The organism is Peribacillus simplex (genome assembly GCF_030123325.1).
Classification (GTDB): domain Bacteria; phylum Bacillota; class Bacilli; order Bacillales; family DSM-1321; genus Peribacillus; species Peribacillus simplex_D.
Genome location: NZ_CP126106.1, coordinates 2,068,530 through 2,095,236 on the forward strand (window position 1 = coordinate 2,068,530; position 26,707 = coordinate 2,095,236).

Below are 26,707 nucleotides of genomic sequence, written 5' to 3' on the forward strand. Positions count from 1 at the left end.
CGCATCAAACTGAGGGAGTTCAACAAGGATAATGGTTGTTAGTGGTAAAATTTAAAAGGACTGGTGCTTAATATACAGGGGGTGTTCAAATGGGGGAAGATAAAGAAACTCCTGAAAGAAGAAGAGAAAAATTAAGACAAGAAGAATTAAAAAGAAATCCTTCTAGCAGCATTCACGGTGGAGGTCTTGCTGATTTAGTTGGTAGCTTAGGTTGGAAAGGTACGGGAATTCTTATTCTTTTAATCATCATCGGCTTTATTTTTGTATCACTCTCTTCAAGTAATGGTTGCTTTACTTCAATAACAGGGGTTGCTGTGGCAGCCTTTTTTGTATGCAACTAAAGGGGCAGTTTGGTTGAGTAAGGGCTCAGATGGTTTTTTCTAATTGCTGTTTCTTGTTTATTTGGTATGAGTGCATCTGAAGAAGAGTTTGATCCATTAATTGAAACAGGGGAAGAAAACAATCATGAAGAAACTAAACGAATAGAAGAAATGTTTGGCGGTACCCCTAAGTGAAAGTTAATGGATAACATTGTGATATGTAGCAAATGTGTTGGGGATTATTGGTTAGTTATAATTCTTTACTAATCGTTCTAAAAAGGGTATTATTTAATCATGGTTTGAAATTCATGTGTTTATTTTAGAACGTTCATTCTATAATGGATTATGACGTTTGTTTTTGTTAGTATTGGTTCATGGATTTTTTAAAGGAGAAATAAAATGGCTAGAAGTAAAGAGTTTGACGAAAAAGCAGTATTAAGAAAAGCAATGGAGCTTTTCTGGGAACAGGGTTATGAAAAAACATCCATGCAAGATTTGGTGGATCATATGGGAATACACCGCAGGAGTATATATGATACATTTGGTGACAAGCGTTCATTGTTTTTAGCTTCCCTTAATCACTATGAAGAGCTCATCGTCAATGAGATGGAAAGGATAATTAGCAGCACTTCATCCATTAAACAGACGATACGTGATGTTTTTATGTTCATACTGAATTCCATTGAACAATACCCAAAAGGTTGTCTATCAGTAAATGCAGCCATAGAATTATCTTTACTGGACAAAGAAATTGGACGCATAGTTACAAAAATGTTTAACCGTACTGAAGATATGTTTAATAACCTTATAAAACGGGGCCAAACTAATGGAGAGCTATCAAAAGAAATCGATTCTGATAACACATCTCGTTTCTTACACAACAATTTGGTGGGTATAAGAGTACTAATAAAAACTAATTACAATAAAAAAGAATTAGAAGGCATCATCACTCTAGCACTTTCAGTGTTGGACTAGCTTTCTTTTTTTATCCTTTTTAGAACGTTCATTCTAGAAATAACATGAAACAAACCATCATAAGGCATGCTTATAAAACCGTTTTTTAATTTCTAAGGAGGAACACAAAAATGACAAACTTTAAAATACCAACAGAATCAGAATTTATTGAAGCAGATGGAACTCGTTACGCATATAGAAAATTTGGTACACAAGATGGTATACCAGTAGTATTTCTTGTTCACTTTAGAGGAACGATGGAAAACTGGGATCCAAACATGCTTGAACCTATTGCAAATACCCGCCCAGTAATCTTATTTGACAATAAAGGGGTTGGTGAGACCGATGGACTAACGCCTACTACAATTGCTGATATGGCAAAAGATACAGCAACATTTATAAAAGCTCTTGGGTTAGAACAAGTTGACATTCTTGGTTTTTCCATTGGTGGCATGGTTGCACAAGAGCTAGCTTTACAAGAAGGAGATTTAGTAAGAAAAATTATTATGGCAGGTACTTCGCCTGAATCTGGTATTAATCCAAATCCAGAGATTTTTGAAAGAATGAATCGTCACGGCGGAACGGAAGAAGATGGAATAAATGATTTTATGTTCTTTTTCTACGCACAAACCGAAACAAGTAAATCTGCAGGAATGGCTTCATTACAAAGAATTTTTAATCAGAAAAAAGTAAACAGTTCGGAACAAGTAAAAGAGGCACAATTACAAGCCATTGCAAAATGGGCTAAACAAAAATCTAATCATGATTATGAATGGTTACAAAACATCAAACACCCTGTACTTGTTACTAATGGTGTTAATGATGTGATGGTACCGACTAAAAACAGTTATATCTTAACAGAGAAATTACCCAAAGCACAGCTGATTATATATCCTGATTCTGGTCACGGGCATCTGTTTCAATTTCCAGAACTATTTGCAGAACACGTAAATTCATTTCTTGATTCTAATTCTTATTAAAAAGGAGTATTCATATGAGCAGATTATTTGAAAAAGTTCGTATCGGAAACGTTGACTTGAAAAATCGTATAGGAATGGCTCCGATGACTAGAAGTAGAGCTTTACCAGATGGTACGCCGAGCGATTTAGTAGCAGAGTACTATGGTCAGCGTGCTTCAGTCGGTTTAATTATAAGTGAAGGAACCCAACCTTCAGATGATGGGCAAGGTTACACTAATACACCTGGTATTTATACAGAAAATCATATTAAAGGGTGGAAAAAAGTAACTACTAAAGTTCATAGTGAAGGCGGTCATATTTTTGTTCAGCTTATGCATGTGGGACGTGTATCACACCCTGATAACACACCTCACCACCGCCAAGCAGTTGCACCGTCAGCTATTGCACCTGGTGTAGAAATTTTCACGGCAGAAGGAATGAAAAAAATTCCAACACCAAGAGAATTGAGTGAGCTTGAGATAAAAGATGTTATCAATGAGTTTCGTTTAGCAGCACGTTCAGCAATTGAAGCTGGTGCAGACGGAGTTGAAATTCACGGAGCGAATGGTTATCTGATCCAACAATTCCTTAGTGAAAACTCCAATCATCGTCAAGATGCATACGGTGGTACGATTGAGGGGCGTTCTCGATTCGCTATTGAAGTTGCTAAAGCAGTTGTTGATGAAATAGGAGCAGAAAGAACAGGCATACGTTTTTCTCCTCAAGGAACCCTGCAAGGCATTGATGAGGGGGAAAATAGCCTTGAGATGTATCGTTATTTAATAAGTGAATTAAATAAGCTTAACCTTGCATATCTGCATTTAATGCACTTTGGAAACGAGCAATTCCTAAAAGATGTGCGTCAACTTTGGGATCAATCACTTCTTGTTAACCGTCCAGGTCGTCCTCTAGATCAACTTTCGTCTGATGTAGATAATAATCTTGCAGATGTTGTCACAGTAGGCACTTGGGTACTAGCTAATCCAGACTTTGTAGAACGGATTCAATCAGGTGCTCCCCTAAACGAACCTGATAAAAACACGCTCTATGCAGGAGGAAAAGAAGGTTATACAGATTATCCTTTTTTAAAATAATTTATTTAATATGAATATCCCATCTAGGGATATTCATAATCTTTTTTCTTAGGTTCGTTATGAAAAGATACATGTGCGTTAAATAAAAATGTGGAGGATTGTAATGAAAGCTTTAGCAATTGAAAACTACGGTAAAAAACCGAATTTTTTAGACTTCCCTATGCCCAAAATGAAATGAAGGGTGCATCATGTACGACTTCAAACATTTGTTCAGCCGGCGGAGAATGGGATAAACCTGTTATTAACCATCCTGAAGTAGCTATTCTTGGGGTTGGCCGTATTGCTGAAAAACCAATTGTTCGAGATGGTGAAATTGTAGAAGCGTCTGTACTTGCTCTTTTATTAAGCTTCGACTACAGAATAGATCGACGGAGCTACAGCAGAAAGCAATGAATGAATCATATTAAGTGATTATTAAACGACCCAAAACTATTGTTAATGGAGGCGTAAGTAATGGTTGTTGGAGATTTCCCAATTGAAACAGATACTATAGTCATCGGTGCAGGTCCTGGGGGTTATGTTGCAGCAATTCGTGCTGCCCAGCTGGGACAAAAAGTAACAATTGTTGAAAAGGAATATTTGGGGGGTGTATGTTGTAATGTCGGCTGTATTCCTTCAAAGGCATTAATTGCCGCTGGTCACCGCTATGAAACAGCTAAGCATTCGGATGCATATGGGATTACAGCAGAGAATGTAAAGGTTGATTTTTCAAAAGTACAAGAGTGGAAAGCTAGTGTAGTGAAAAAGTTAACTGGCGGTGTCGAAGGACTATTAAAAGGAAATAAAGTTGAGATTGTACGTGGTGAAGCATTCTTTGTAGGCCGTAATTCATTACGCGTAATGGGCGAAAAAAATGCTCAAACATACACCTTTAAAAATGCAATTATTGCAACAGGATCGCGTTCAATCGAGTTGCCTACATTTAAATATTCAAAACGCGTTCTAAATTCGACTGGTGCCCTCAGCTTAAATGAAATTCCTGAAAAAATCGTTGTTATTGGCGGCGGTGTTATCGGAATCGAACTTGGCGGTGCCTATGCAAACTTTGGTACCCAAGTAACGATTTTAGAGGGTGCAGATGAAATTTTAGGCGTAGGTTTTGAAAAACAAATGTCAGCCGTTGTTACGAAGAGTATGAAGAAAAAAGGTGTAGAATTTTATACCAAAGCAATGGCAAAAGGTGTAGAAGAAACAGAAAATGGCGTCACTGTAACCTTTGAGGTAAAAGGCGAAGAAAAGAAAATAGACGCTGATTATGTGTTTGTAATGGTCGGACGCCGCCCGAATACGGATGAAATAGGTCTTGAACAAGCCGGCGTAAAAATGACAGACCGTGGACTTATTGAAATCGATAAGCAATGCCGCACGAATGTTCCTAATATTTATGCAATAGGTGATGTTGTTCCAGGTCCACAATTAGCACATAAGGCATTCTATGAAGCAAAAATTGCTGCTGAAGCGATTGCCGGACATCCATCTGAAATTGATTATATAGGCATTCCAGCAGTCGTATTTTCAGATCCTGAGCTTGCAACTGTAGGTTATACTGAACAACAAGCAAAAGATAAAGGTATTGAAGTAGTAGCTGCGAAATTCCCATATGCGGGAAATGGACGTGCCTTGTCACTTGACAGCACAGACGGGTTCGTTAAGCTTGTAACTCGTAAAGAAGATGGACTTGTTATCGGAGCGCAAGTTGCCGGAGCAAATGCATCAGATCTCATTTCGGAGTTAGGTTTAGCTGTTGAAACAGGATTGACTGCAGAAGACATCGCTATGACAATCCATGCCCATCCAACACTTGGAGAAATGACAATGGAAGCTGCCGAAGTTGCACTTGGAACCCCAATTCATATCATTAAATAATTATTGGATTATGTACCGAACCAATCAATTCAAACAGTAGTAAATTATGCAATCTATACTCCAGAAAAGCGCCCTTTTCTTGAATAACTAAAATATGGTCTCAGTCGTAAAATCACTTTATTCTTATTGAATTAACGGGGAGTTCAATAATAACTCACAACCATCTTGTAAAAGAATTAGCTCAATTCGATTTAGCTTACCTTCATGTCATGCATCTTGGAAAAGAAACACTGCTACGTGAAATTCGTTCAATTTGGACGAATCCATTATTAGTCAATCGAGCTGGACGGGCTCTAGAAGACCTTAGTGTCGATCTTGATAATGGTCTTGCTGATATGGTACCAGTCGGTGCATGGTCATTAGCTAATCCGGATTTAGTAGAACGGCTTAAAGAAGGTGCTCCATTGAATGAAGCAGATCCTACAACATTCTTTGGTATCGGAAGCAAGGATTATACGGATATCCTACGATATGAAAGAATTAGAATCTCAAGAGGGGGAAGTATAGTTTATATAAAAAATCAAGGTTTCACAAACAGTTAGGAAGTTGAGGGAATTGCTAACTCCTCTATTCTCTCACTGGCAAGATGAAAGAACGATGATCTTCAACCATCTGTAGAGGGACGTTAGTCACCCAATACGTAGATGAGGCGGGGAATGAAATTGCTGGTGAACAAGGTCCTGAAGTTTATCACTACCTTGTAAAAGAATTAGCTCAATTCGATTATGGCAAGTAGACAGTGAAAATAATAAAAATAAGGTAAAGAAACCTAATAAATGTAACTCAACGTAAGGATGCTGATGAAAAAATGAAAACACTCATGAAAGCAGCTCAGATCACCAAGTACTCAAAAAATATCCATGCCCAAGTCAATGACATTCCAATTCCAGAAATCGATGATAACGAAGTCTTGGTAAAGGTCAAAGCTGCGGCGGTCAATCCGCTCGAAATGTTGATTATCACAGGTAGCGTGAAACTGATTCAAGATTATGAATTCCCATTAACGATTGGTAATGAATTGGCAGGCGTTATCGAAAAAGTCGGAAAAAATGTGACAGACTTTCACGTTGGAGATGCCATCTATACACGTCTCCCACTAGAAAAAATTGGTGCTTTTGCGGAATATGCCGCAATTGACGCTGCTGCAATTGCACCCATGCCAAAAAACTTGTCCTACGTGGAAGCCGCTGCTGCAGCACTAGCTGGACTCACAGCGTATCAAGGTCTACATGAAGAACTTGAAGCACAGTCTGGTAAATCTGTTTTCATTCCAGGTGGATCGGGTAGCTTTGGTCAAACGGCTGTCCCAATCGCAAAGGCAATGGGTCTAAATGTCATTGTTAGTGGCAACTCAGAAGCACGCGAACGCACTTTGGAAATTGGTGCAGACCAATATTTGGAATATACAACAGAAAACTATGTTGACTTGTTGGCGAATGTGGATTACGTGATTGATACACTGGGTCCTAAAGAATTTGACAATGAATTGAGTATCATCAAACCGGGCGGAAGATTGCTCTCTCTCCGTACAGGACCAAATAAACGTTTTGGAAAAGACAGAAACTTTCCATTGTGGAAACAAAAGCTATTTTCCATTGCTGGCGCAAAGTATGACCACAAAGCCAAGAAACACGACGTGGAATACCATTTTATCTTCGTTCGTTCTGACGGCGCACAACTCAAAGAGATTACCAAAATCATTGAAGAAAATAACATTGTTCCAGCAATTCATCCAACACTATTTACCATAGACAACGTAAATGAAGCGCTAGAACTAGTCGCAAATGGACGACCAAAAGGGAAAGTGATTATTAATTTTTAAGGGGAACATGATGAAAGCAGTCCAAATAAAAAGCTACTCGAAAAAGCTAGAAGCTCACATCAACGATGTGCCTATTCCAAGAATAAACAAACATCAATTGTTAATCAAAACAAATGTGGCGGGCGTTGACCCACATCTTATATTGGCTATTACCGGAAAGGTGCGCATTTTTGACCACTATGATTTTCCGTTGACACTCGGAAATGAACTTTCAGGTGTGATTGAATCGGTTGGCGAAGCGGTGACAGACTTTAAAAAGGGCGACAGAGTATATGCGTTAATGCCACTAGATACAATGGGTGCCTTTGCAGAATATGTTGTTGCTGATGCAAATAACGTTGCGAAAATGCCAAAACATCTTACTTTTGAAGAAGGGGCTGCCATTCCATTATCGGCTTTGACAGTTGTTCAAGCATTCGATGTACTGAACGTGAAACCTGGCGCAAAACTGTTCATTCCTGGTGGAACAGGTGGATTTGGGCAGATTGCAATTCCGTTTGCGAGATCAAAGAAGCTTTTTGTAGCTGTCAGTGGTAGTGAATCATCTCGTCATTTAGCGCTATCCGTTGGTGCTGACCAATTCATCGACTATCAGAAGCAAGATTATGTTGAGGTGCTGAAAGATTTCGATTACGTGATTGATACCCGTGGTGCAAGTGAGTTCAGGAAAGAATTGCGTGTTTTAAAACCTGGCGGAAAATTATTGTCATTAAATGCTGGTCCAAATGCACGTTTTGCAATTCAGCATGGCGGATTTTCAACGTTGCAGAGGCTTCTTTTCGGTGTGATCGGAATGCCGTTTGATATAGCGGCACATCTTCAACGGAAAACGTATGATTTCTTATATGTTCAGCCAAATGGCAAACAACTAAAAAACATCACCCAGTGGATTGATGAAGCGGGCATCAAACCAACCATTGATTCGACATTTGCTTTTCGGCAAGTGAACGAAGCTATTGCCAAAATCGCAAAAGGGAAAGCTCAAGGAAAGATTCTTATGACTATACAAGAGGGAGAAACAACATAATATTGACAAATCGAACTATTTTAGTAAAGGGCGGGACGTCTGGTATAGGCTCGGCAATTGCGAAAAAGTTTCTTGAAATGGGCAACACGGTGATTGTCACTAGTCGCTCGAAGCAAAACATTGACCAAGCAATCAGAGAAAACCCTAATTTTAATCGGCATTGCTGCGGATGTCAGTTAAGTGAAGTCGGTTGACCAGTTGACGCATCAAATCAAACAACAGTATCCGAAACTAGACCTCCTGTTTAACTCAGCTGGCATGCCATTTATTCGCTGAAGAAGTCACAGGGGAAAATTAACCGCAGAAATTGGATAGGCCTGGTTTATGATCCCAAGTAAGACCTACAGGGAGCATATAAATACGTCGTGGAAGAAGAGGACCTCTGCACATTTAATATAGTTTGTTAAGGATTCATCCCAGTCTTTAAATTGTTGAGAAAGTACATTTTTGCTTCTTGAGGTTGATCGAATGGAATGCCACAAGTATCCAACCATTCTTTTGCAGCTTTAAAACTTAAATATACAAGGGTATTACCATCTCCGTTTAACTGAGCCATAATACCCTTGTGGTCAGAAAGGGCAAATAATTTTCCTCGACTATTAAAAGCAGCAATCTCAGGATGTTTAGTTTTAACATCTTGCAACATGATTTCCACCATAGTCAGCCCTGTATATTGAGCCAGCATCTGGAGAAGGGAACGAATATAGAAAAGGCACCATCTGAACCAACGACTAAATCAACCGTATCTATATATCCATTCTCTAATCGAAGCTCATGTTTACCATTAAGAGTATCTACTTCTCTTACTGATATTATGACTGATTTGTTGGAGAATGGGGGCTGCGGCATCCACTTATCTTTGTCCCCTAAGTGGAGTAGGTAGTTTAGCCAAAATAACAAACTGATGGATTATCAATGTGATTGTTTGACATAGATAATAAATCGAATGGCATCAAAAACATGGGGTCGGGTCATGATATATTGGCATACAGATTGTAAGTCAGCATGTATCTACTCTCAACTTAAAACTTGTCTTTCCTCTGAAGTTAATCAATCTGAGCAACATTTTAGAGTTAGGAAAAATTTACGAAGAACATAAAAACCTACGTAAAGATTATGTCAACGGGAGGGAGTTGGAATGGCTCGAAGCAAAACGTTCGAAGAGTCCGCGCTATTGGATAATGCTATGAGGCTTTTTTGGGAACAGGGCTACGAGAAGACATCCATGACTGATCTGGTCGAGCATATGGGAATCCATCGCAGAAGCTTGTATGACAGGCGAAGCTAACCACTTTGCCTGATGACGGTCCGACCAGCGGATTCTTCTATATGGATAACCAACATCCATAGTCACAATCCGAGATTAGTAACGCTGCAAAACGGTTTAAAGTTTTACACTAAAAATAGAGGTGGGCTGCAAAATGAGAAAAACTGTTCTTATCACTGGAGTGTCGGGTGGGATTGGCAAAGAGTTGGCGGATCGTTTCGCCAAAGATGGACATGATATGGTCCTGGTGGCGCGCACCGAGGGTAAACTTTTGGAGTTGGCGAAGGAATATCGGAAAAAATATGGCGTCCAAGCGACGGTCATCGCCAAGGATGTAGCGTCACCCGGAGTGCCGGAGGAGATTGTCGCGGAGCTTAAGGAGAAGGGAATCGTCGTCGACTACCTTGTCAATAATGCAGGATTCGGTTTGTACGGGACATTCTTGGAAACGAAGTTGGAGCAAGAGACGAATATGATTGACGTCAATATCAAGGCTCTGACTATTATGACGAAGCTGTTCTTGCCAGATATGGTCAAACGGGGCCAAGGAGGCGTCATGAATGTGGCTTCGTTGGTGGGTTTTTTCCCAGGACCTATGATGTCTGTTTACTACGCGACGAAGTCGTACGTGCTGTCGTTCACCGAGGCTCTGGAGAACGAGGTGAGCGGCACGGGCGTGACTGTGACGGCACTTTGTCCGGGGCTGACGTCAACCGGATTCGTCGATCGTTCGGGTATGGGCGCCTCGAAGCTGTTCCAAAGTGGCACCATCATGGAGGCCGGGCAGGTGGCTGAGGAAGGGTACCGAGGCTTCTTGCGCGGCAAGACGCTCATAATGCCAGGGGCTCGCAACCGGTTCGTGGCATTCATTCCACGGTTAATGCCACGCAAGATGGTGACCCGTATGGTCAGAACCATGCAGGACAGAACAGGGCATTGACCTAATGGAGGGCGGTCAGGAGTGGCAGTTGATTACACGGCCTGCGCCATCCCAGCCAAGAGCTCGTGGTCTCTTCAGTTTGTCGACAAAAGGGGGTCGGAATTAAAACATTCCGAACCCCTTTTTGTTTGGTAAAAAATATTTTTAAACCAGAACCAAAACCGATCTTTATTGAGACTTTTATTCAGCCTCTAAGGATTACCCCATTATTATTCTAATCTCACATATTCATTTAACAGTCATTCGCATAAAAAAAGTTCGTAAAAGTACACTTTTACGAACTTTTTTTGAATTGTACTTCTTTAAAATAGACTCTGTAAACAATGCTTTGATTTTTCTTCTTCAACTAACGGGGCAGGATAGTTCCATAAGAAATACCATTATTAGATCTAACGAGGAACTTATTTGAAGGATGAAAACATGAGCTTGGAGCATGATTTTCACCTTATTTCTAAGACAACTGATATAAACATCAGTTCTATAAAAGAACGAAAAAGTCTCTAATCTAAACTTTTAGAGATTTTTTTTATGTAAAAACACAACTTTTATTTAGTTAATACGTCTAAGTATTGAACATTCAAGAAAAGGAGGGTTGGTAACTTGTCGAAGTACAGAAAAGAAGAAATTGCAGATTGGTATGACCAACATAGTAAATCCATTTTAAGTTTTATTTTATTGATGGTTAAGGATTATCAACAAGCAGAGGATTTGACCCATGATACCTTTGTAAAAGCGTATTTATATCATAATTCATTTAATCAGCATTCCAGTGAAAAAACATGGCTATTCAGTATCGCTCACAATTTAACGGTTGATTTTTTAAGAAAACGCAAACCCAGCAGGTTCTTTAAAGAAGTGTTTCTTTTGCAAAAGGACAATAACTCATTGCCTGAAGAAATGATTCAAATAAAAGAGGAATCATTTGAACTATACAAAGCGTTAGGGGAAATCAAAGATACATATCGAAAGGTGATCGTTTTAAGAAAAATCAAAGGTTTTTCTATTGAGGATACGGCAAAGATATTGGGCTGGTCTGAGAGTAAAGTTAAATCGACTCTTTTTAGAGCTATTCCAGCATTGAAAAAACAATTAATAAAGGAGGGGTATTTGGATGAAAAAGCAATATGAAGATACTGATTTTGATAGTTCCTTAAAGAAATTAAATTCCGATCTAATGTGGAAAACAAAACAAAAACAAGAATTGAAAAACCGAATCTTAACTGATATTGAAAATTTGGAATCCCAAGAGAGAAATAAGCACCCTATCCTATCCACTCGTATCAAAAAATTAAGTTGGATCAGGAAGTTAACATACTCTGGTATCGCGTTGGTCATATTATTTAGTTTATTTATTGGCTCAGCTTTTATCTCCCCTGCAATGGCAGAGGTTATGTCAAAAATCCCTTATTTAAATAAAGTGTTACATACAAAAGATATTTTTATATCGATACAAGAAAGATTAGAGAACGAGGGTTATAAAACTAGAATAGGTACTAATGGAGATAACAAAATAGAAATAAGAGTAGATGGGTCAGAGCAATATTTTCAGGATGTACGTAAAGATGTAGAAGAAACTGCCTTGGAGGTATTAAGGTCGAGAGAATATGACGGTTATACAATCAAGGTAATTAAAAACAAGGTCATGGATGAAGAAAAACCAAGTCCAGAAACAATAAAGCAATATGAAGAAGCTTCAAAAGTTCAAAGAGCTTTGGATCGAGAATTGAAAAAGCATAATTATCATGATGTTACTACCCAAGTAGGTACACTGAATAATTCAGGTGATTTAATGATTAATATTGGGATACCTACTACTGAAAAAGATGCTGAAAAAATAAAAGAACTGGTTCAAAATGTAATAACGAAAGAAACGGATCAGAAATATACATTAGATATCAACAAAATTAACTTAAAAATAAGAGAGCAGGAAAATAGGTGGGGTAGAGTCATAAGTACAATTATTGATGGGCTGTATAGCAAAAAAGAATATCAGGTAAACGGTTTTTCTTTTTCAGCGCATCCTCAGCCGATGACCTTATATATTAAAACCACTATATCTTCTTCTAATCCGGATAGTAAACAACTTGGATCTAAAATTGAAAATACAATTAGGGACTTTTTAGAATCGGAAGAGGTTAAAAAAACCATAAAAGATGATGAATATAAAATCATTGTCTATAGTAAAGATAAGCAGCAAATAAATTAAACATTGCTTAACACCATACTAATGTAAACTAGCATGCTTATTTTTTTAAAAGCTAACCTGGTACGTTAGCTGAAGATCGGAGCTGTCTTTAGGCAGCTTTTTCTTGTGTGCCAGGCATGGCAACTATCTGAAAACTGGCCGATAAAAAACGAATTAATGAATTTGTGAAGAAATCTACTTAAACTAACGGGTGCGTTAGCTGAAGATCGGAGCTGTCTTAAGGCAGCTCTTTCTTTATGGAACTAACGGGGTAGAGTTTAGTATGAATAATGTGGATTTAAAATAAAGTCGTACCGTTTTAAAGAAAGTTATACCGTTTGTAAAAAAGTCGCACCGTTTCATTCCTTTTCTATTAAAGAATTCTAAATGATTTTTAATCAAATTTTTTTATAAAATGGATTCTTTTTTTGTGCCGTAGAATATGGGTTTGTTGAACGTTTTTGATTAAATTGTATTTTAAAGCTACATGAAATGAGAGTTGACGCAAGCATAGTATAATTTACAATATTTAGACACATATTAACTATTGAAGTTAATTATATGCCCGAAGGTGGAGATAAAGTGTTACCTACACGTCCTATAATGGTTACATCAGAGGAAGCTGAAGAAGTAGGCGGTTTACGACCACTTAGTAATAAGGAACGTACTAAGATCTCTAAAATGTTTCAAATATCAGAAGATGAGATCACAACGTTACCCTTCTTTATTTTTTTTAACGGAGTAATGAATCCTAGAGGATGAAAGTCGAGAAAGCATAAGTGAACCAAAAGAAAAAAGACCATTATTTTTGGTCCTTCTTAGGGTACATCGTCCATATATTAGGTTTTCGTATATCCTCTATTTCTTTTGTTGATTGAGTCCTACTGGACTCATAGAGATACCTGTGTTAGCTTCTAATCGACTACACAGTTGTGTCAATGAAGTATGAGCTATGTTTTGGCTTAGCCATTACATAGAGCCACTAATTCTTGTGCACCATATTTACTTCTTCGTTGAACAAATCAGATTTTTCTAGCTAATCGTTGCAATTCTTTAGAAAACAATTCTAGTTCATCAGAAATCGATAAATTCATACTAAAAACGCCATCCTTTCTTTATATTTCTACAAAAAGAATAGCGTTTTTTTCGTTTTATGGATCAATTTCGCTTTCGCTTGATGGTGAAGGGGCGCTACCCCTGTTTCCATTAGTACACTCCTTGCTTTATTAGTAGCATCCTCCATTTAATTCAGTATAGAAAGCCTTATCTTCATTTTAGATAGCGATTTCTCATTAATCCGACAGCTTTTGCCGTTTTCCGTAGGTCAATGTTCGCCAAAGCCATTCGAAAGGTCCAAGCCGAAAATTCTTAAGCCATAAATTGCTGAAAATGATTTGCACTATAAAAACACCAATGCAAATTAATGCGGACTCGTACAGTGCTATTGATCCATATAAGCGCATGATAAAAAAGATCACGAACCCAATTAATGTTTGAGTTAAATAATTGGTTAAAGCCATCCGTCCGTATAAGCGAAGCGGGGATAGAATCTTTTGAGCAAGGCTCACACGCAGTAAAAGCATTAAAGTTGTCATGTAGAAGGCCGATAAAACTATTCCGCCTGCTTGTAAATAAAGCGTTTCGAAAGCTTTTATTAAAGCAATTGGATCTTCAGCAACTTGGCAATAATACAACAAGCCGATTAATGGTATACTTGCAAGGCCTGAAGCTACCTGAATCTTCTTTAACGGTTTAATAAACTGTTCAATATGTTGAAAAACCCCTATTTTCCCTGTATATAATCCGAGTAAAAATATACCTAAAAGCAAAGGTATAATAAGCAGATGTTGAGGTGTTTCAGTTAAAACTTCGGCGTTAAAATGCCAGATAAGCCAATCAATATACCCTAGTGTATGATAGGCTTCAATCTTCGCTTCTTTATGAAAAGAACCATGCAATAAAGAAGGATCATTCAAAACCATAAAACCGGCAAGACCATGGACAAGAATGATAAATGCTGATATAAGCGAGACTCCCCATACGAGTATTGTTTTCGGTTTGCGGTTATAAAAGAATAAAAGGAAATAGCCGGTAACCGCATATAACAACAAAACATCTCCTGTCCAAAAAAACAGCCGGTGAATGATTCCGAAAAGCAATAAGAAAAGTAATCTGCGAGCGAAAAGTTTTTTGCCGTATCCCTTTGCTTCAGCCCTCGACATAAAAATGAAAAAGCTTAACCCAAACAAAAAGGAAAACAGAACAAAGAATTTATTGGATATAAAAAGATTTAAGAATATTTCAACCCACTGATTTATCGTAACCTCTTCTTTTTCAAGCGGGGTAAAAATACCCAGCATAATCGGCAAATTCACCATAAAGATTCCTAACAGGGCAAAGCCGCGTATACAATCAATCGTACCAATTCTTTCTTTAATCAACAGATTTGTATTCATAATAGCTCCTTTCTATAATTAGGAAGTGTAAAGCAGTCTATTTTCCACACTATTACAATTTAGTACTGTTCAATAAAAGGTACCTTGCTAAAAAATAAACTAACACACTATCCTGTTTGTTAGTTTGAAAGATAAAGTTTTTTGCTCAGCAAGTTTTTTTTAGGTAATATCACCCCGTCAATTAATTCAAGCACATGACTTCTTCCTTGCTCAGATAGCTTGTAATATTTTCTTAAAGACCTTCTTTGGTCTCAACAAGATAGGTCGAAAAATAACCTTCCTTTGTTAGTCTTCTGAGCAAAGGGTAGATCGTTCATTCAGCAATCAAAAATTTCTCTGAGATGTTTTAAACAAGTTCATACCCATAGTGGTCTTTATTCATCGATAAAGCCATTACACATAAGGTTAAAACACCTTTCACCCAATTCTTTATTAGGAAGTAAACAATGAAAGGTAGTTTGCAAAGAACAGTATTGTTTAATGCATGGTACCATTTAATAACATTATATTCCATAACTATTAAATAATACAAGGAAGTTTACTCCTCGTAAACAAAGTGTGAGCACCAGGTAAATAGAAGTAAAAAATTGTTAGCGAACCGACAACTGCAGATTCCTCCTAGAATCATTTGACACCAAAATTGAAAAAAACCTACCTTTTTGGCTAGCTCTTGGAGAGCTTGTGAAGACAAAGATCGTTGTCAGTTCCTGTGAAAGAATAAGTTCGTCTGAAATCTCGCGACACATAAAAAACACCAACCTTTCCATGATATTACAGAAAGAATAGCGTTTTTTTGTTTTGGGGGTAATGATTTGCCTTAGCTTGATGGGTATGGGGTACCGCCAACATTATCTATTCTTTCAGATACATTATTAATTTAGATTGTGAAATAACACACTTAAACTAACGGGTGCGTTAGCTGAAGTTCAGAGCTGTCTATAAGGCAGCTCTTTCTTTATGCAACTAAAGGGGCAGGATAGTTCAACAAGGGTAATGGGTATTTGTGGTAAAATCTAAAAGGTATGATTGTTTAATTTACAGGGGGTGTTCAAATGAGTGAAGATAAAGAAACTCCTGAAAGAAGAAGAGAAAAATTAAGACAAGAAGAATTAAAAAGAAATCCTTTTAGCAGTGTTCACGGTGGAGGTCTTGCTGATTTAGTTGGTAGCTTAGGTTGGAAAGGTACGGGAACTCTTATTCTTGTAATCATAATTGGCTTTATTTTTGTATCACTCTTCTTAAAGTAACGGATGCTGTAATTCAATAACAGGGGTGGCTGTGGCAGCCTTTTTTATGGAACAAACGGGGCAGGCTAGTTGGATTACCTGCCAAAGAATAGGAGTGGTTTGTATTTATGGCAATAACAAAGAAAAGATTTTTCATTAGTTATATAGTGGGTTTCATACTCATGTATATTGCAAGCTCTGGTCTGCAATACTTCAGGGGGCAAACGATAAATTGGTTAGGGAATTTAGCATACGCATTCTGTTTCGTAGCATTTCATTCCCTTTTTAGTTGGTTATGGGGAGATTTTGATAAGAAAAAAGCCGATCACTAATACATAGTTTGTGTTAACTCTACAATAAGTCTTATAGAACTAACGGGTGCGTTCGTATTATAAGGTTAGCCAGTTTTTACTGGTTGACCTTTTTTAAATAGAATCTATTATATCAGTAGCCAGGGTAGGACGTACGGGTGCGTGGGACTTGATCCCGTGAACTAAACTGTCCGGCCCCCTACTTGTAGAAACATGTTTGAGGCTGGTTGGGACGTAGATCTCGTATAACAAGCGAAGCTATGACACTGCATGGAGGACTAGGGGTACTGGTTAGTAAGTAGAGGAGGAAAAAACAATGAATCCAGTTGTTGGTCTGGATGTGGCAAAAGGAGAGAGCCAAGTACAGGCATTTTTAGACCAATCTAAACCGTATGGGAAGAGCTTTTCAATGAAGCATACCAAGGAGGAATTGGATCAATTTTTAGACTTTCTAAAAGAAGTTGAAGAGGTGGCAGGGCAGATGCCTATGGTCATTTTAGAATCTACAGGGCATTACCATTCTCCCGTTATTCAATACTTGGAGGAACAAGGGATTCTATATATCTTACTAAATCCGATTATTTCTTATCAGGCAAAGAAGTCCAGTTTACGGAAGGTAAAAACAGACGCTATCGATGCGTACCAGTTGTGTGTGCTGTATTACAAGGAGGATTTTGAACCTCATAAAATTAGAGGAATTCAGCTTTTAGACCTTCGTAATTTGTCCAGACAACAGGAAATCGTAACGAATATGTATGTGGAGGCTAAACTTCAGTTTCACACCATTTTAGATCAAGTGTTTCCTGAATACCGGAAGGTTTTTGGGGATCTATATTCGAAGGTTTCTTTATTGATGTTAAAGGAATATCCTACTTCAGAGGCGGTATTAACGGCCGGAGAAAGTAGACTAGCAGAGAGTGTAATAGAGTTCTGTCCTAGCAGATCGGGTGAATGGGCGTGGGAAAAAGCAAAAAAAATAATGAATTCCGCATCTCGAAATCCATTTCAAAAAAACGTGTATGAAAGTCACGTAATCAATCTTCGTATGTATATTGAGTTGCTTTTTCATTACCAGGGACACCTTTCTGATTTGGAAGATCGTATAGTGGCCCTGGCAAATGAAATGGAAGAATATAAGATCATCCAATCGATTCCCGGTATCGGAGAAAAAATCGCAGCCACGATTATCTCAGAAATTGGTGAAATCGATCGGTTTAATCATCCGAAAAAACTGGTTGCCTTCGCTGGAGTGGATCCAAGTGTTCACTCATCGGGTAAGTTTACGGCAACCATTAATCGTATTACCAAAAGGGGTTCGAGCAGACTACGTCACTCTCTGTATCTTGCCGTACTATGCGGCATAAGAAGTTCAAGGAACAAAAAGCTTAAAGCCTTCTATGATAAGAAAAAATCAGAAGGAAAACCTGCCAAAGTGTCAATCGTTGCCTGTATAAATAAGTTACTTCATTGGATTTATGCTATATTAAGCAGAAAAGAAACGTTCCTAGATTTAGCCTAATTAACGGTTTTGTGAAACAGAGAAAAATCCTTCCAAAAGGGTTTTGGAGGGCTATTTGGCATGGCCAAAAATAGTATATCATAAGGGAAATGAAAATATTAGAGAAAGATATTGACATCCTATTAGCTGGTTTAGTTCATTAAGGAACACAAAAATGATCAATCTTTTTTATAAAAGAATAATCCAATTAAATAGTATAAGGGCATGTTTTGATTAATTCTTTTTCAGAACATGCCCTTTCTATTTATTCATTTATCAAAATTTCTTGTATTAGTTTGATCAATTAGTTTCAAATCTAAATAAGATAAATTTTAATAGGTTATTGGACGTAGAATAATGAACAGGGTTTTATAACGTGAATGGTAACAAAAAATAATTATTCAAAGCGCCATGACATGTGTTCAGAAAAGGACGAGTTTCTGAACTTAGGTCTCGCTGTTACCTTTCTAGCAATATAAAAAAGTTAGGCAAAATTACTAAGGAGGAATTATTTCTTAGTCTTTTTTTGCTTACATTTACTTGATTAGGCTTATCCGAGTGATTATATTATGATTGTTTAAAAAAGTTTTGTGTTTTATTAAAACTTTTCCTATTCTCTTTTCGAATATATAAATAGAAGCAGCAATATGGGGAATATGTGGTGAAAATATGGATCAAGAGAAGCAGTGGATCAAAAAGATAAAAAGAAATGCAAACAACGAAGCAGCTAATAAGTTAATATCCAAATATTACAAGGAAATGTATACCTTTGTGTACAAACAAACTCTGGATGCTGAGCTATCACTAGATTTAACGCAAGAAATTTTTATTAGTGTCTTAAAGTCAATCAATCGCTTTGACGATTATAAAGCTTCATTTAGAACATGGCTTTATAGGATAGCTTCCAATCGGCTAGTAGATTACTTCAGGTCGAAAAACTATAAATATTGGCAGCTTTCAGAGTCTATTGATGGTCATGATTTTGAGGATGAGGAGGATGTGACAGTTTCTTTGGAGTACAAAGAGGATGTTGAAAAAATCACTTCAATCGTTAATGAGTTGGAGACTAACTCACAGCAAATTGTTCGACTTAAGTTATTTGCAGAGTATACGTTGCAGGAAATTGCTGCAATTGTACAAGTTCCCCAATCAACAGTTAAAACAAGGTACTATGCGGCGTTGAAACTGATAAAAAAAGAAATGAAGGAGCATCGATATGAGTAAAGAAAAATTTCATATTCCTATGCCCGATGAACAGACAATCCAATCTGAGATCAAGCATATTGTCGCTGCAGGAGTAAAACAAAAGGAGTCTTTCCCTTCCTATCTTTATAAGCTATACAAACAAATTGGAATGAAAAATTTACTGCCAACCCGTTTGGATGAAATTTGCATCATCTTATCAGTCATGGCAATTTTGATTTTCCTATCAAGCAGTTTTTCCGAATCGAAAGGGATTCGGGAACAGAATCTCTATGCCTTTACCTTTCTCCTTTCGCCTTTGCTCTATATGTCTCTTTCTGTTTATCATTTTGCACAAAAAGTTCAATCAGCTACCTATGAAGTAGAAATGGTTTGCAAATATAGTCTCTATCAGATTACAGCATTTCGAATGTTAGCTTTGAGTGTAATTTCGATTTTTATTAATATCATCAGCATCTTTTCCCTTGTTATGATGTACGACGATCTGAACTTTTTTAGAGTGCTAATAATATCCATTACATCCTTGTTTTTGTTTTCCATTCTCTTTCTGTTTGCCTGTATGAAGAAGCAGTCTGTAACCAGTGCCACCTTAGTGATTGGCAGTTGGGTTGTGTTAAATTTTGGATTTAGGTTAGTAGACAGTCATTTATATGAAGGATTTCTAATGAAGGCACCTATTCTCGTTTATGTGCTTGTTCTAATTATCAGCATTTCTATCTATATCAAATATTTAAACAAGTTGGTCTACTTAAAACCATCGGAGGGAGTTCAATAATATGTTAGTCGTGAAAGATGTAAGTAAACAATATGGAAGTTTTTCTGCATTAAAAAATATGAATCTGGAGTTTAACGATGGTGTCTATGGACTTCTAGCACCAAATGGCGCTGGTAAAACAACTTTAATCAAAATGCTTGTGACATTAATTTCGCCAAGCAAAGGAGAAATTTTATATAACGGAACAAATATTGTTGATTTAGACGAGGACTATCGCGATATCCTTGGATATTTGCCACAGCAGTTTGGCTATTATAAAAACTATTCTCCGAAGCAATATTTATTATATTTAGCTGCGTTAAAAGGCCTTGACAAAAAGAACGCCTTAGAAAAAATATCTGAGTTATTAGAAAAAGTGGCTTTAACAGACGTTGCTAATAAAAAAATGAAGAAGTTTTCTGGAGGCATGATACAAAGGGTTGGGATTGCACAGGCTCTCTTAAATGATCCAAAAATATTAATTCTGGATGAGCCAACAGCCGGTCTGGATCCAAAGGAACGTGCACGTTTTCGACAGCTCCTTACAGGACTTGCGCGAGAAAGACTTGTCATTATTTCTACTCATATTGTCTCTGACATCGAGTCGATTGCTAATGAAGTGATTATGATTAAAAATCAGCAACTATTATATAAAGATTCCGTCGAAAAGATTTGCAATACGCTTGATGGACATGTTTATGAAACATCAATTAGCTATGAACGACTGGAATCTTTCCGTAAACAATATGTTCTTCTTTCAGAAAAGCAGGAACATGGAAGCATGATTGTCCGGTTTGTCCAAAAGGGAAAAACAGAGGCAGACTGGATTCCAGCAAATCCCCATTTGGAAGATGTCTTCCTTTATGAATACCGTGATGAATTGTTGACGGATCTGTAATCGCCATGAGAATTATTTTTCACGAATGCAAAAGGGCATTCACTTCGCCTATTATTCTAGCTTTGTTGATTTTGTTTAGTGCTTATAACATTTATTTAATCTATAACTCTTCTGATTTTAAAGAAGAATTGCATGTTGCCAATGAATTGGCTGAAACATATGGAGTAAACATCACGGACGAATCGCTCTCAAAATTAGATCAAGATTTACAAAAAGATCTAGCTGATTTTAACATGATAACGGAGAAAAAATCGTCTCAGACATTTGGTAGTGTTGTCGAGTTTTTTGATCAGCTACGTTTTGAAGATCAAGAACTATATACGGAAGATGAAATACGTTTTTTCCATAGTGTGTACTTAAAGGAAATGTATGCCGGAACTGCGGAAACAATCGATGCATCTTATAAAGAATTCGATATTGAACGCATTGGTGAGTCTGAAATAAGTAAATATGAATTGAGTGGTACTGCTGCAGAAACATTAAAAAAACAATATGCTGCATTCGCCGATCGATTTGATGAATTGCAAGAAAATGAGGAACACACACATTGGTTTTTCGCTGGAAAACAATATTTCATGCACACACTCTTATTTAAAACTGTGTTCAAACATATTATTCTTGAATCAATCATATTGATTGTGCTGGCAACTGCCCTGATTACGAATTATGAGTTTGAAAATAGAACTCATCTTGTTTCATACACAGCAAAAAGAGGTCGGCGGTTAATGGTAGATAAATTGGCTGCATCCTTAATTGTCGCTATGGGTATAACTACATTTTTACTCATGATTACGCTTGGTACGTATTTTATGGTTTACGATTACTCACATTTATTTAAAAGCTCAATAAGTAGTGCCTTTAATTGGGAGAAAAATTTTCCTTATGTGTCATGGTGGAATATGTCGTTTTTGACATATTTAATTTTTGGAATCATCCTTATGTATGTTTGTATGCTCTTATTTTCAGCTATTACCTTTACCATTTCGGTCATTAGTAAAAACAGTTATTACACATTTTTCCTCTTTGGAGCTATATTTGCAGTTCTTTTCATGCTTCAAGGATTCGTGCCCACTAGTTCTAATTTGATTTTTATTTCTGGTTTCAACTTATCTTCGCTTGTGTTAAATCCACAGGTATGGTTCATGAGCAGTAAAGGACTGCTTTTGTTTAAAAATTATGAATTCATTACGGTCTCTGTTTGGACAATGATTATTCTAGTGTTATGCATATTTTGTTTAAAAAGATTTAAAAAACAGGCTATCGTATAAGGAGAATTTCAATGCAAATAATTATAAATGAAATAAAGAAGATCCTGAATTGGAAGATGATTTTAGTCCTCTTCCTAGTCAATGCTGTTTTGTATTTTTTGCTGATTAATTTTCATATTGAGAATTTCCCTAATGGAAGACCTGATTTAGATTCGTACAATATTAGTGTTGAAATGATTAGGAAATATGGAATAAACATGGATGAAGAAGAGATGGCTGATTTCAAAAAAACTTATGACAATCAAGTGAAGGAGGCAGACCAATTTTTACAATCAAGCAAAGAGTTTAGGGATGCTGGTATCCGGTCTTATGAGGAATTCCGAAATATGGATCTTGAAAATGAGAAGCAATCAGTACTTCACGGAAAAATATTCTTCGATGAAAAAGTGGACATGTTCTGGGAACTTCAAGAACGAGAAAGATTAATAGAGTTTCATGATCAGAATAAAGATATAATAAATAACTCTATTAGTGATGCGAATCCAAGACAAAAAGAAAGATTACTAGAAATAAAAACAAATGGAAGTTATGATGTTTTCCCAGAAACCGTATTTTATAATTTTAAGGATTTCATTTTGAATGTCACAATAGCGATAATTGTTAGTGTAGTTATGGTGATGTCACCTATCATTATTCAGGATCGTTCTCGGCAATTAATCGACCTGCAATATACAGCGAAAACTGGAAGATCGCTTTATAAAAAGAAAGCAGTTGCTGGATTGCTGTCCACATTAATCGTAATCACTGCACTACTGGCAGTCTATTTCAGTATATATTCTTTAAATAATACAGCCATGTTCTTTTCAGTACCCATTTATACCTTTATCGGTGAATACTATTGGTATGATCTTTCGTTTATTCAATACATTGTGTTAACAGTGATAGCCATTTATATATTGGGAATCGTTTTTGCTTTACTTGCCATGTCCTTTTCAACTATTGCTCCGAATTTCATTGCACTGATTGGCGTTCAAATTCCAATCGTACTTGCAATGCTCGCTTTTGGGCTAGGCTATTTAATTAATAGCATGATTAGCTATGGTCTTCCTAAATGGTTAGTTCCTATAAGCTACGGTGTATTAATTGCTGTGAGTGTACTATTCATAATCCTTCTTTGGAAACGGGAAAGGAAAATGGATATTGTTCAGTAGAAACCCATTCTATATCAAAATCAAATCCAAAAGCCGATTCTTCCTTATCGTAAGGAAAATCGGCTTTTTACATTGAGAAATTGGCTTACCGTATGTTTTCCGATTTATTGGTAGGACCCCGTTTATGTGTTGCTTTATTTTAAAGCAACATTATGAAAAAAGAACTGGTTCTTTTCATATATACGTGCAAAATAACACTTAAAATCAGCGCAAGTTATCGCCTAAAGTGACACTAAGCGTTTGTGGCTGTTTTTCCATAATTGTTATAAAGTGGGGCTAAGAGGTGAGGGTATATGGAATTGGGAGAACAGTTGCAAAAGTTAAGAGAACAAAAGAACATGTCTAGAGAAGAACTAGCTCAAGAAATGAATGTATCTAGACAGGCAGTTTATAAGTGGGAGAACAATAAGGGATATCCTGATATTGAGAATCTTATAAAGTTAAGCGAACTATATGAGATTACATTAGATGAACTGATTAAAAATGATCGTACATTTCAAAAAAAAATAAGTATTGATGAGGATAAAAAAAAGGAGAATGATCTTACAGGTCCTGGCTTCTATATAGGTATTATATTCGTATGTTTTGGCCTTTTTATTGACTTAGGCTCCTATTCTATCGGTATTACCATTTTGGTTTTTTTGACAATGGCGTTTTATGAAGACTTAAAAAAGATATTTTGGTATGTAAAGAAAGATTTTAACGAGCAGTAGAGTTTTAAACAAAAAGCCTTTATGAAGAATATTCGTAAAGGCTTTTTGCTTCTGATTAAATCCATTATGGTAACTTAGTTTTTACATATAACTGTTTGATCATTAAAGTTTCCTTAATCAACTAAAGGGGCAGTTTAGTTGAAGAGTGCTGTTTGATCTTTATTCAACAATTGGGCCAGTTTGTGGAGGATTTTAACAGGATTATTTAAAAAAGGATTTTGAAGTCTTTTGGTGAAAATTAAATATTAAATCTATAAAAGATGGAGGTTGTTGTTATGTTGAAACTGTTTCAATATAACTGGCAAGTTCGTGATGATTGGTTTACATTGTGCGAAGACATACCGGATGAAGAACTATTAAAGAAACGGGTCGGTGGGTTCGGTAGTATCCTACATACCCTATTTCACATTGTAGATGTGGAATATATGTGGATCTTAGGTTTGCGAGGTGAACCAGTGCCTGAGGAGCCATTGTTTGAGGATTATGCTAGCTTACAAAAAGTGAAAAATCTTTCAGCTCAATACCATGAGAAAGTGAAGCCATTTGTGACATCTTGGACAAATGAAATGGAATCTCGGAAACTTTCAGAAACTGATTTCAATGAAGAACCGATTAGCTCTAGAGACGCACCAATCAGGCGCCGAGTCATTGAATGTACACACGGAGAGATCATACGTCACGTCATTGTCCACGAAATTCACCATATTGGCCAGTTATCTATATGGGCACGTGAAATAGGAAAGGAGCCTGTTTCCGCAAATCTGAGAGGAAGAGGGCTATTCGATAATTAGACTGCCTTTGCCAATTTCATAAACGGGCGCGATTCTTGAATAAGGTTAGCTTTTCTTATAGAACTAACGGGGGCTTTAGTTCATTAACAGGGGTTGCTGCGGCAGCCTTTTTCTTATGGCACTAACGGGGCAGGATAGTTGAAGAGTGCTGTTTGACCTTTGTTAAACAATCGGGCCATTTAAAGTAATTGGCGAGCTGATCAAAGGTTCCCTTGACAAATAAATAGTTTAACAGCTAAACTAAAGGTATGAATAGGGAAAATTCTGAACAATCAAACAACATGTATAGTATGAAAACAGGAAGCCGTAATCTAGGTCGTTTATTTATGCAGCTCCAACGACTTGAACGTCATCCTCGCACCTTTGGAGACGCAGGCCCCTTGACGCCAAGTGAAATTCACACGATTGACGCCATTGGTTACGATGGTGGTATCCTCATGAGTGAACTGGCCACCCGTCTCAGTGTAACGAAAGGTGCGGTTACGCAGATTATCGGACGTTTAGAAAGCAAAGAGCTCGTTAAGCGTTCCCCTCACCCGGATGATTCTAGGGCGGTAATTATCTCACTTACTGAAAAAGGAAAAAGTGCTTACCGAGTCCACGAAGAATTACATCTGAATTTTTACAAAGAGCTTAGCGCTCAATTAGACCAAAAGGAGATCGAAATTTTCGAAAAATGCATTCAAAAGCTAAATGAGTTTTTGCAGAAATAATTTTTTTGAACATATAGTTTAGAATCTAAACTACTTTAAGGGGGATTTTTTATGAAGGTTAAGGCAACAGTTCTTTCTGAAAACAGTGTGTTCAGTAACCTGGGAGCGATTGCGGAACACGGTTGGTCTGTTTTTTTGGAAACGGATCATGGTAATTATCTCTTCGATACTGGTCAAGGTAAGGCACTGCTCAATAACGCGAAAGTATTCAAAAAAGATTTATCCAGTATTAAAGGAATTATACTGAGCCATCATCATATCGATCATACTGGTGGTCTGCTGGCTGCCGTAAAGGCAGTTGAGGCAAAAACAGTTGATGTTTTTGCACATCCTGACCTGTTCAAAGAAGGATATCTTGTTCGGATGGGTTATAAATACATCGGAGTCCCTTTTTCTAGAGTTGACCTTGAAAGCTACGGGGCCAATTTTAAATTCAACACGGAATTTACCGAAATCGCTCCAAATGTTTATCTAACAGGTGAGGTTCCTCGATTATCAGATTTTGAACATGGCGATACCGATATTGTCCAGCAGACGGAAGAAGGTTATATCCAAGATCAGGTTATGGACGATCAGTCCATTATTATCAAAACGGAAAAAGGTTTGTTTGTCATTCTAGGATGTTCTCATGCAGGCATCGTCAATATTCTCAATTATGCAGTCCAAAAGACCGGTGAAAACCGAATTCATACCGTTATCGGCGGCACTCATTTATGGTGCGTAAGCGACGAACAGAAGGAAAAAAGCATTCAAGCGTTGAAAGAATTGAATATTGAACGCCTTGGAGTGTCCCATTGTACCGGCTTCGAGGTAAGCATGAGCTTAGCTCAAGAATTCGGACAAAAGTTCTTTTACTGCAATGTGGGAACAGTTGTAAAAGTATGATCAAGATTTTTATAAAAAGGGGATCTTATCTTAAATCGCATCTTGACAATGGGGGCCGCTTATGACGTTTAATCGGTGGCGGCTCCATGGTAAGTAGTGATCATAATGATGTTCACGTTGACCCCAATTTTTTTTACCAGGAAACCTTTACAAATCATTCTTAGATGGGAAAAATACTAATTGTATTCAAAAAACAGGAAAAATTACATTTGAGGAATTTCTAAGAAATAAGATAGATAGAGGTTTTTTTTTAGTAAGGTTGTTGCTTCGGCAACACTTTTCTATTTGTGGAACAAGATTGTGAAGAAATGTACTTAAACTATAGGGTGCGTTAATTGAATAACGAAGATATTTGGAGAGCCTCATCTTCAATAAAGATATAATTTTGAAGTGAGTTTTAAGGACC

24 protein-coding genes and 5 pseudogenes are annotated in these 26,707 nt (G+C 37.1%); 25 read left to right on the forward strand and 4 right to left on the reverse strand.

The genetic code is table 11. The features are described from left to right. Positions 1-89: 89 nt before the first annotated feature. The 10 genes and pseudogenes from QNH43_RS09875 to QNH43_RS09920 form a co-directional block, all read left to right on the forward strand. Positions 90-272 (forward strand): annotated as a pseudogene (locus QNH43_RS09875) (DUF6366 family protein); the annotation flags it as partial. A gap of 447 nt (positions 273-719) precedes the next feature. Continuing rightward, positions 720-1,295 carry a TetR/AcrR family transcriptional regulator gene (locus QNH43_RS09880; RefSeq protein ID WP_283917679.1) on the forward strand — a complete coding sequence of 192 codons (576 nt, stop codon included), beginning with the start codon at positions 720-722 and terminating at the stop codon, positions 1,293-1,295. Between the two features lie 110 nt (positions 1,296-1,405). Next, positions 1,406-2,254 carry an alpha/beta fold hydrolase gene (locus QNH43_RS09885; RefSeq protein ID WP_283917680.1) on the forward strand — a complete coding sequence of 283 codons (849 nt, stop codon included), beginning with the start codon at positions 1,406-1,408 and terminating at the stop codon, positions 2,252-2,254. A 14-nt stretch (positions 2,255-2,268) separates the two neighbouring features. Further along, positions 2,269-3,327, forward strand: coding sequence for an alkene reductase (locus QNH43_RS09890; RefSeq protein ID WP_283917681.1), 1,059 nt, complete (start codon positions 2,269-2,271; stop codon positions 3,325-3,327). Positions 3,328-3,495: 168 nt separating this feature from the next. Next, positions 3,496-3,738: pseudogene (locus QNH43_RS09895) on the forward strand (2-oxo acid dehydrogenase subunit E2); the annotation flags it as partial. A 42-nt stretch (positions 3,739-3,780) separates the two neighbouring features. Continuing rightward, the gene (lpdA, locus tag QNH43_RS09900; protein ID WP_283917682.1) at positions 3,781-5,193 is read left to right on the forward strand and encodes a dihydrolipoyl dehydrogenase; all 1,413 of its coding nucleotides are present in this window, start codon (positions 3,781-3,783) and stop codon (positions 5,191-5,193) included. A gap of 209 nt (positions 5,194-5,402) precedes the next feature. Further along, positions 5,403-5,735, forward strand: coding sequence for a hypothetical protein (locus tag QNH43_RS09905; RefSeq protein WP_283917683.1), 333 nt, complete (start codon positions 5,403-5,405; stop codon positions 5,733-5,735). 266 nt (positions 5,736-6,001) lie between these two features. Continuing rightward, complete coding sequence (locus QNH43_RS09910; RefSeq protein WP_275732205.1) at positions 6,002-7,015, forward strand: NADP-dependent oxidoreductase; 1,014 nt, start codon at positions 6,002-6,004, stop codon at positions 7,013-7,015. A 10-nt stretch (positions 7,016-7,025) separates the two neighbouring features. Continuing rightward, positions 7,026-8,042: an NADP-dependent oxidoreductase gene (locus QNH43_RS09915; RefSeq protein WP_283917684.1), complete on the forward strand. Its 1,017-nt coding sequence runs from the start codon at positions 7,026-7,028 to the stop codon at positions 8,040-8,042. A gap of 2 nt (positions 8,043-8,044) precedes the next feature. Further along, complete coding sequence (locus tag QNH43_RS09920) at positions 8,045-8,236, forward strand: SDR family NAD(P)-dependent oxidoreductase (protein WP_283917685.1); 192 nt, start codon at positions 8,045-8,047, stop codon at positions 8,234-8,236. Between the two features lie 209 nt (positions 8,237-8,445). Here the strand turns inward: QNH43_RS09920 and QNH43_RS09925 are convergent, their stop codons facing one another. Next, positions 8,446-8,688, reverse strand: a complete 243-nt coding sequence (locus QNH43_RS09925; protein ID WP_283917686.1) for a hypothetical protein — start codon at positions 8,686-8,688, stop codon at positions 8,446-8,448. A gap of 492 nt (positions 8,689-9,180) precedes the next feature. On the opposite strand from QNH43_RS09925, the pseudogene QNH43_RS09930 reads away from it, so the two are divergent. The 4 genes and pseudogenes from QNH43_RS09930 to QNH43_RS09945 form a co-directional block, all read left to right on the forward strand. Continuing rightward, a pseudogene (locus QNH43_RS09930) lies at positions 9,181-9,318 on the forward strand (helix-turn-helix domain-containing protein); the annotation flags it as partial. A 145-nt stretch (positions 9,319-9,463) separates the two neighbouring features. After that, positions 9,464-10,249, forward strand: coding sequence for an SDR family NAD(P)-dependent oxidoreductase (locus QNH43_RS09935; protein ID WP_283917687.1), 786 nt, complete (start codon positions 9,464-9,466; stop codon positions 10,247-10,249). 600 nt (positions 10,250-10,849) lie between these two features. Then, the gene (locus QNH43_RS09940) at positions 10,850-11,377 is read left to right on the forward strand and encodes an RNA polymerase sigma factor (protein WP_283917688.1); all 528 of its coding nucleotides are present in this window, start codon (positions 10,850-10,852) and stop codon (positions 11,375-11,377) included. Beyond that, positions 11,361-12,455, forward strand: coding sequence for a DUF4030 domain-containing protein (locus QNH43_RS09945; protein WP_283917689.1), 1,095 nt, complete (start codon positions 11,361-11,363; stop codon positions 12,453-12,455). Before QNH43_RS09940 ends, QNH43_RS09945 begins: the two co-directional genes overlap by 17 nt. 846 nt (positions 12,456-13,301) lie before the next feature. Here QNH43_RS09945 and QNH43_RS09950 read toward each other — a convergent pair. From QNH43_RS09950 to QNH43_RS09960, 3 genes and pseudogenes are all read right to left on the reverse strand, one after another. Beyond that, positions 13,302-13,528: pseudogene (locus tag QNH43_RS09950) on the reverse strand (IS4 family transposase); the annotation flags it as partial. A gap of 198 nt (positions 13,529-13,726) precedes the next feature. Next, positions 13,727-14,890, reverse strand: coding sequence for a DUF418 domain-containing protein (locus QNH43_RS09955; RefSeq protein ID WP_283917690.1), 1,164 nt, complete (start codon positions 14,888-14,890; stop codon positions 13,727-13,729). 119 nt (positions 14,891-15,009) lie between these two features. Next, positions 15,010-15,284: pseudogene (locus QNH43_RS09960) on the reverse strand (PadR family transcriptional regulator). Positions 15,285-15,942: 658 nt separating this feature from the next. Here QNH43_RS09960 and QNH43_RS09965 point away from each other — a divergent pair. The 11 genes from QNH43_RS09965 (at position 15,943) to QNH43_RS10015 (ending at position 26,301) form a co-directional block, all read left to right on the forward strand. Continuing rightward, positions 15,943-16,137 (forward strand): DUF6366 family protein, encoded by a 195-nt coding sequence (locus tag QNH43_RS09965; RefSeq protein ID WP_283917691.1) that lies wholly within the window; start codon positions 15,943-15,945, stop codon positions 16,135-16,137. Between the two features lie 606 nt (positions 16,138-16,743). Then, entirely contained in the window at positions 16,744-17,946 is a 1,203-nt protein-coding gene (locus QNH43_RS09970) for an IS110 family RNA-guided transposase (protein WP_283914941.1), read from the forward strand. Between the two features lie 648 nt (positions 17,947-18,594). After that, positions 18,595-19,149: an RNA polymerase sigma factor gene (locus QNH43_RS09975; protein WP_283917692.1), complete on the forward strand. Its 555-nt coding sequence runs from the start codon at positions 18,595-18,597 to the stop codon at positions 19,147-19,149. Beyond that, positions 19,142-19,903 (forward strand): hypothetical protein, encoded by a 762-nt coding sequence (locus QNH43_RS09980; RefSeq protein WP_283917693.1) that lies wholly within the window; start codon positions 19,142-19,144, stop codon positions 19,901-19,903. Before QNH43_RS09975 ends, QNH43_RS09980 begins: the two co-directional genes overlap by 8 nt. 1 nt (position 19,904) lies before the next feature. Continuing rightward, positions 19,905-20,780: an ABC transporter ATP-binding protein gene (locus QNH43_RS09985; protein WP_283917694.1), complete on the forward strand. Its 876-nt coding sequence runs from the start codon at positions 19,905-19,907 to the stop codon at positions 20,778-20,780. Between the two features lie 5 nt (positions 20,781-20,785). Then, positions 20,786-22,048, forward strand: a complete 1,263-nt coding sequence (locus tag QNH43_RS09990; RefSeq protein ID WP_283917695.1) for a hypothetical protein — start codon at positions 20,786-20,788, stop codon at positions 22,046-22,048. 11 nt (positions 22,049-22,059) lie between these two features. Continuing rightward, on the forward strand, positions 22,060-23,199 hold the full coding sequence (locus tag QNH43_RS09995; protein ID WP_283917696.1) for a hypothetical protein: 1,140 nt from the start codon (positions 22,060-22,062) through the stop codon (positions 23,197-23,199). A 293-nt stretch (positions 23,200-23,492) separates the two neighbouring features. Beyond that, positions 23,493-23,912, forward strand: coding sequence for a helix-turn-helix domain-containing protein (locus tag QNH43_RS10000; RefSeq protein ID WP_283917697.1), 420 nt, complete (start codon positions 23,493-23,495; stop codon positions 23,910-23,912). Positions 23,913-24,187: 275 nt separating this feature from the next. Next, on the forward strand, positions 24,188-24,703 hold the full coding sequence (locus QNH43_RS10005) for a DinB family protein (RefSeq protein WP_283917698.1): 516 nt from the start codon (positions 24,188-24,190) through the stop codon (positions 24,701-24,703). Positions 24,704-25,029: 326 nt separating this feature from the next. After that, entirely contained in the window at positions 25,030-25,416 is a 387-nt protein-coding gene (locus QNH43_RS10010) for a MarR family winged helix-turn-helix transcriptional regulator (protein ID WP_283918330.1), read from the forward strand. 51 nt (positions 25,417-25,467) lie between these two features. Further along, complete coding sequence (locus QNH43_RS10015; RefSeq protein WP_283917699.1) at positions 25,468-26,301, forward strand: MBL fold metallo-hydrolase; 834 nt, start codon at positions 25,468-25,470, stop codon at positions 26,299-26,301. Positions 26,302-26,707: the final 406 nt, after the last annotated feature.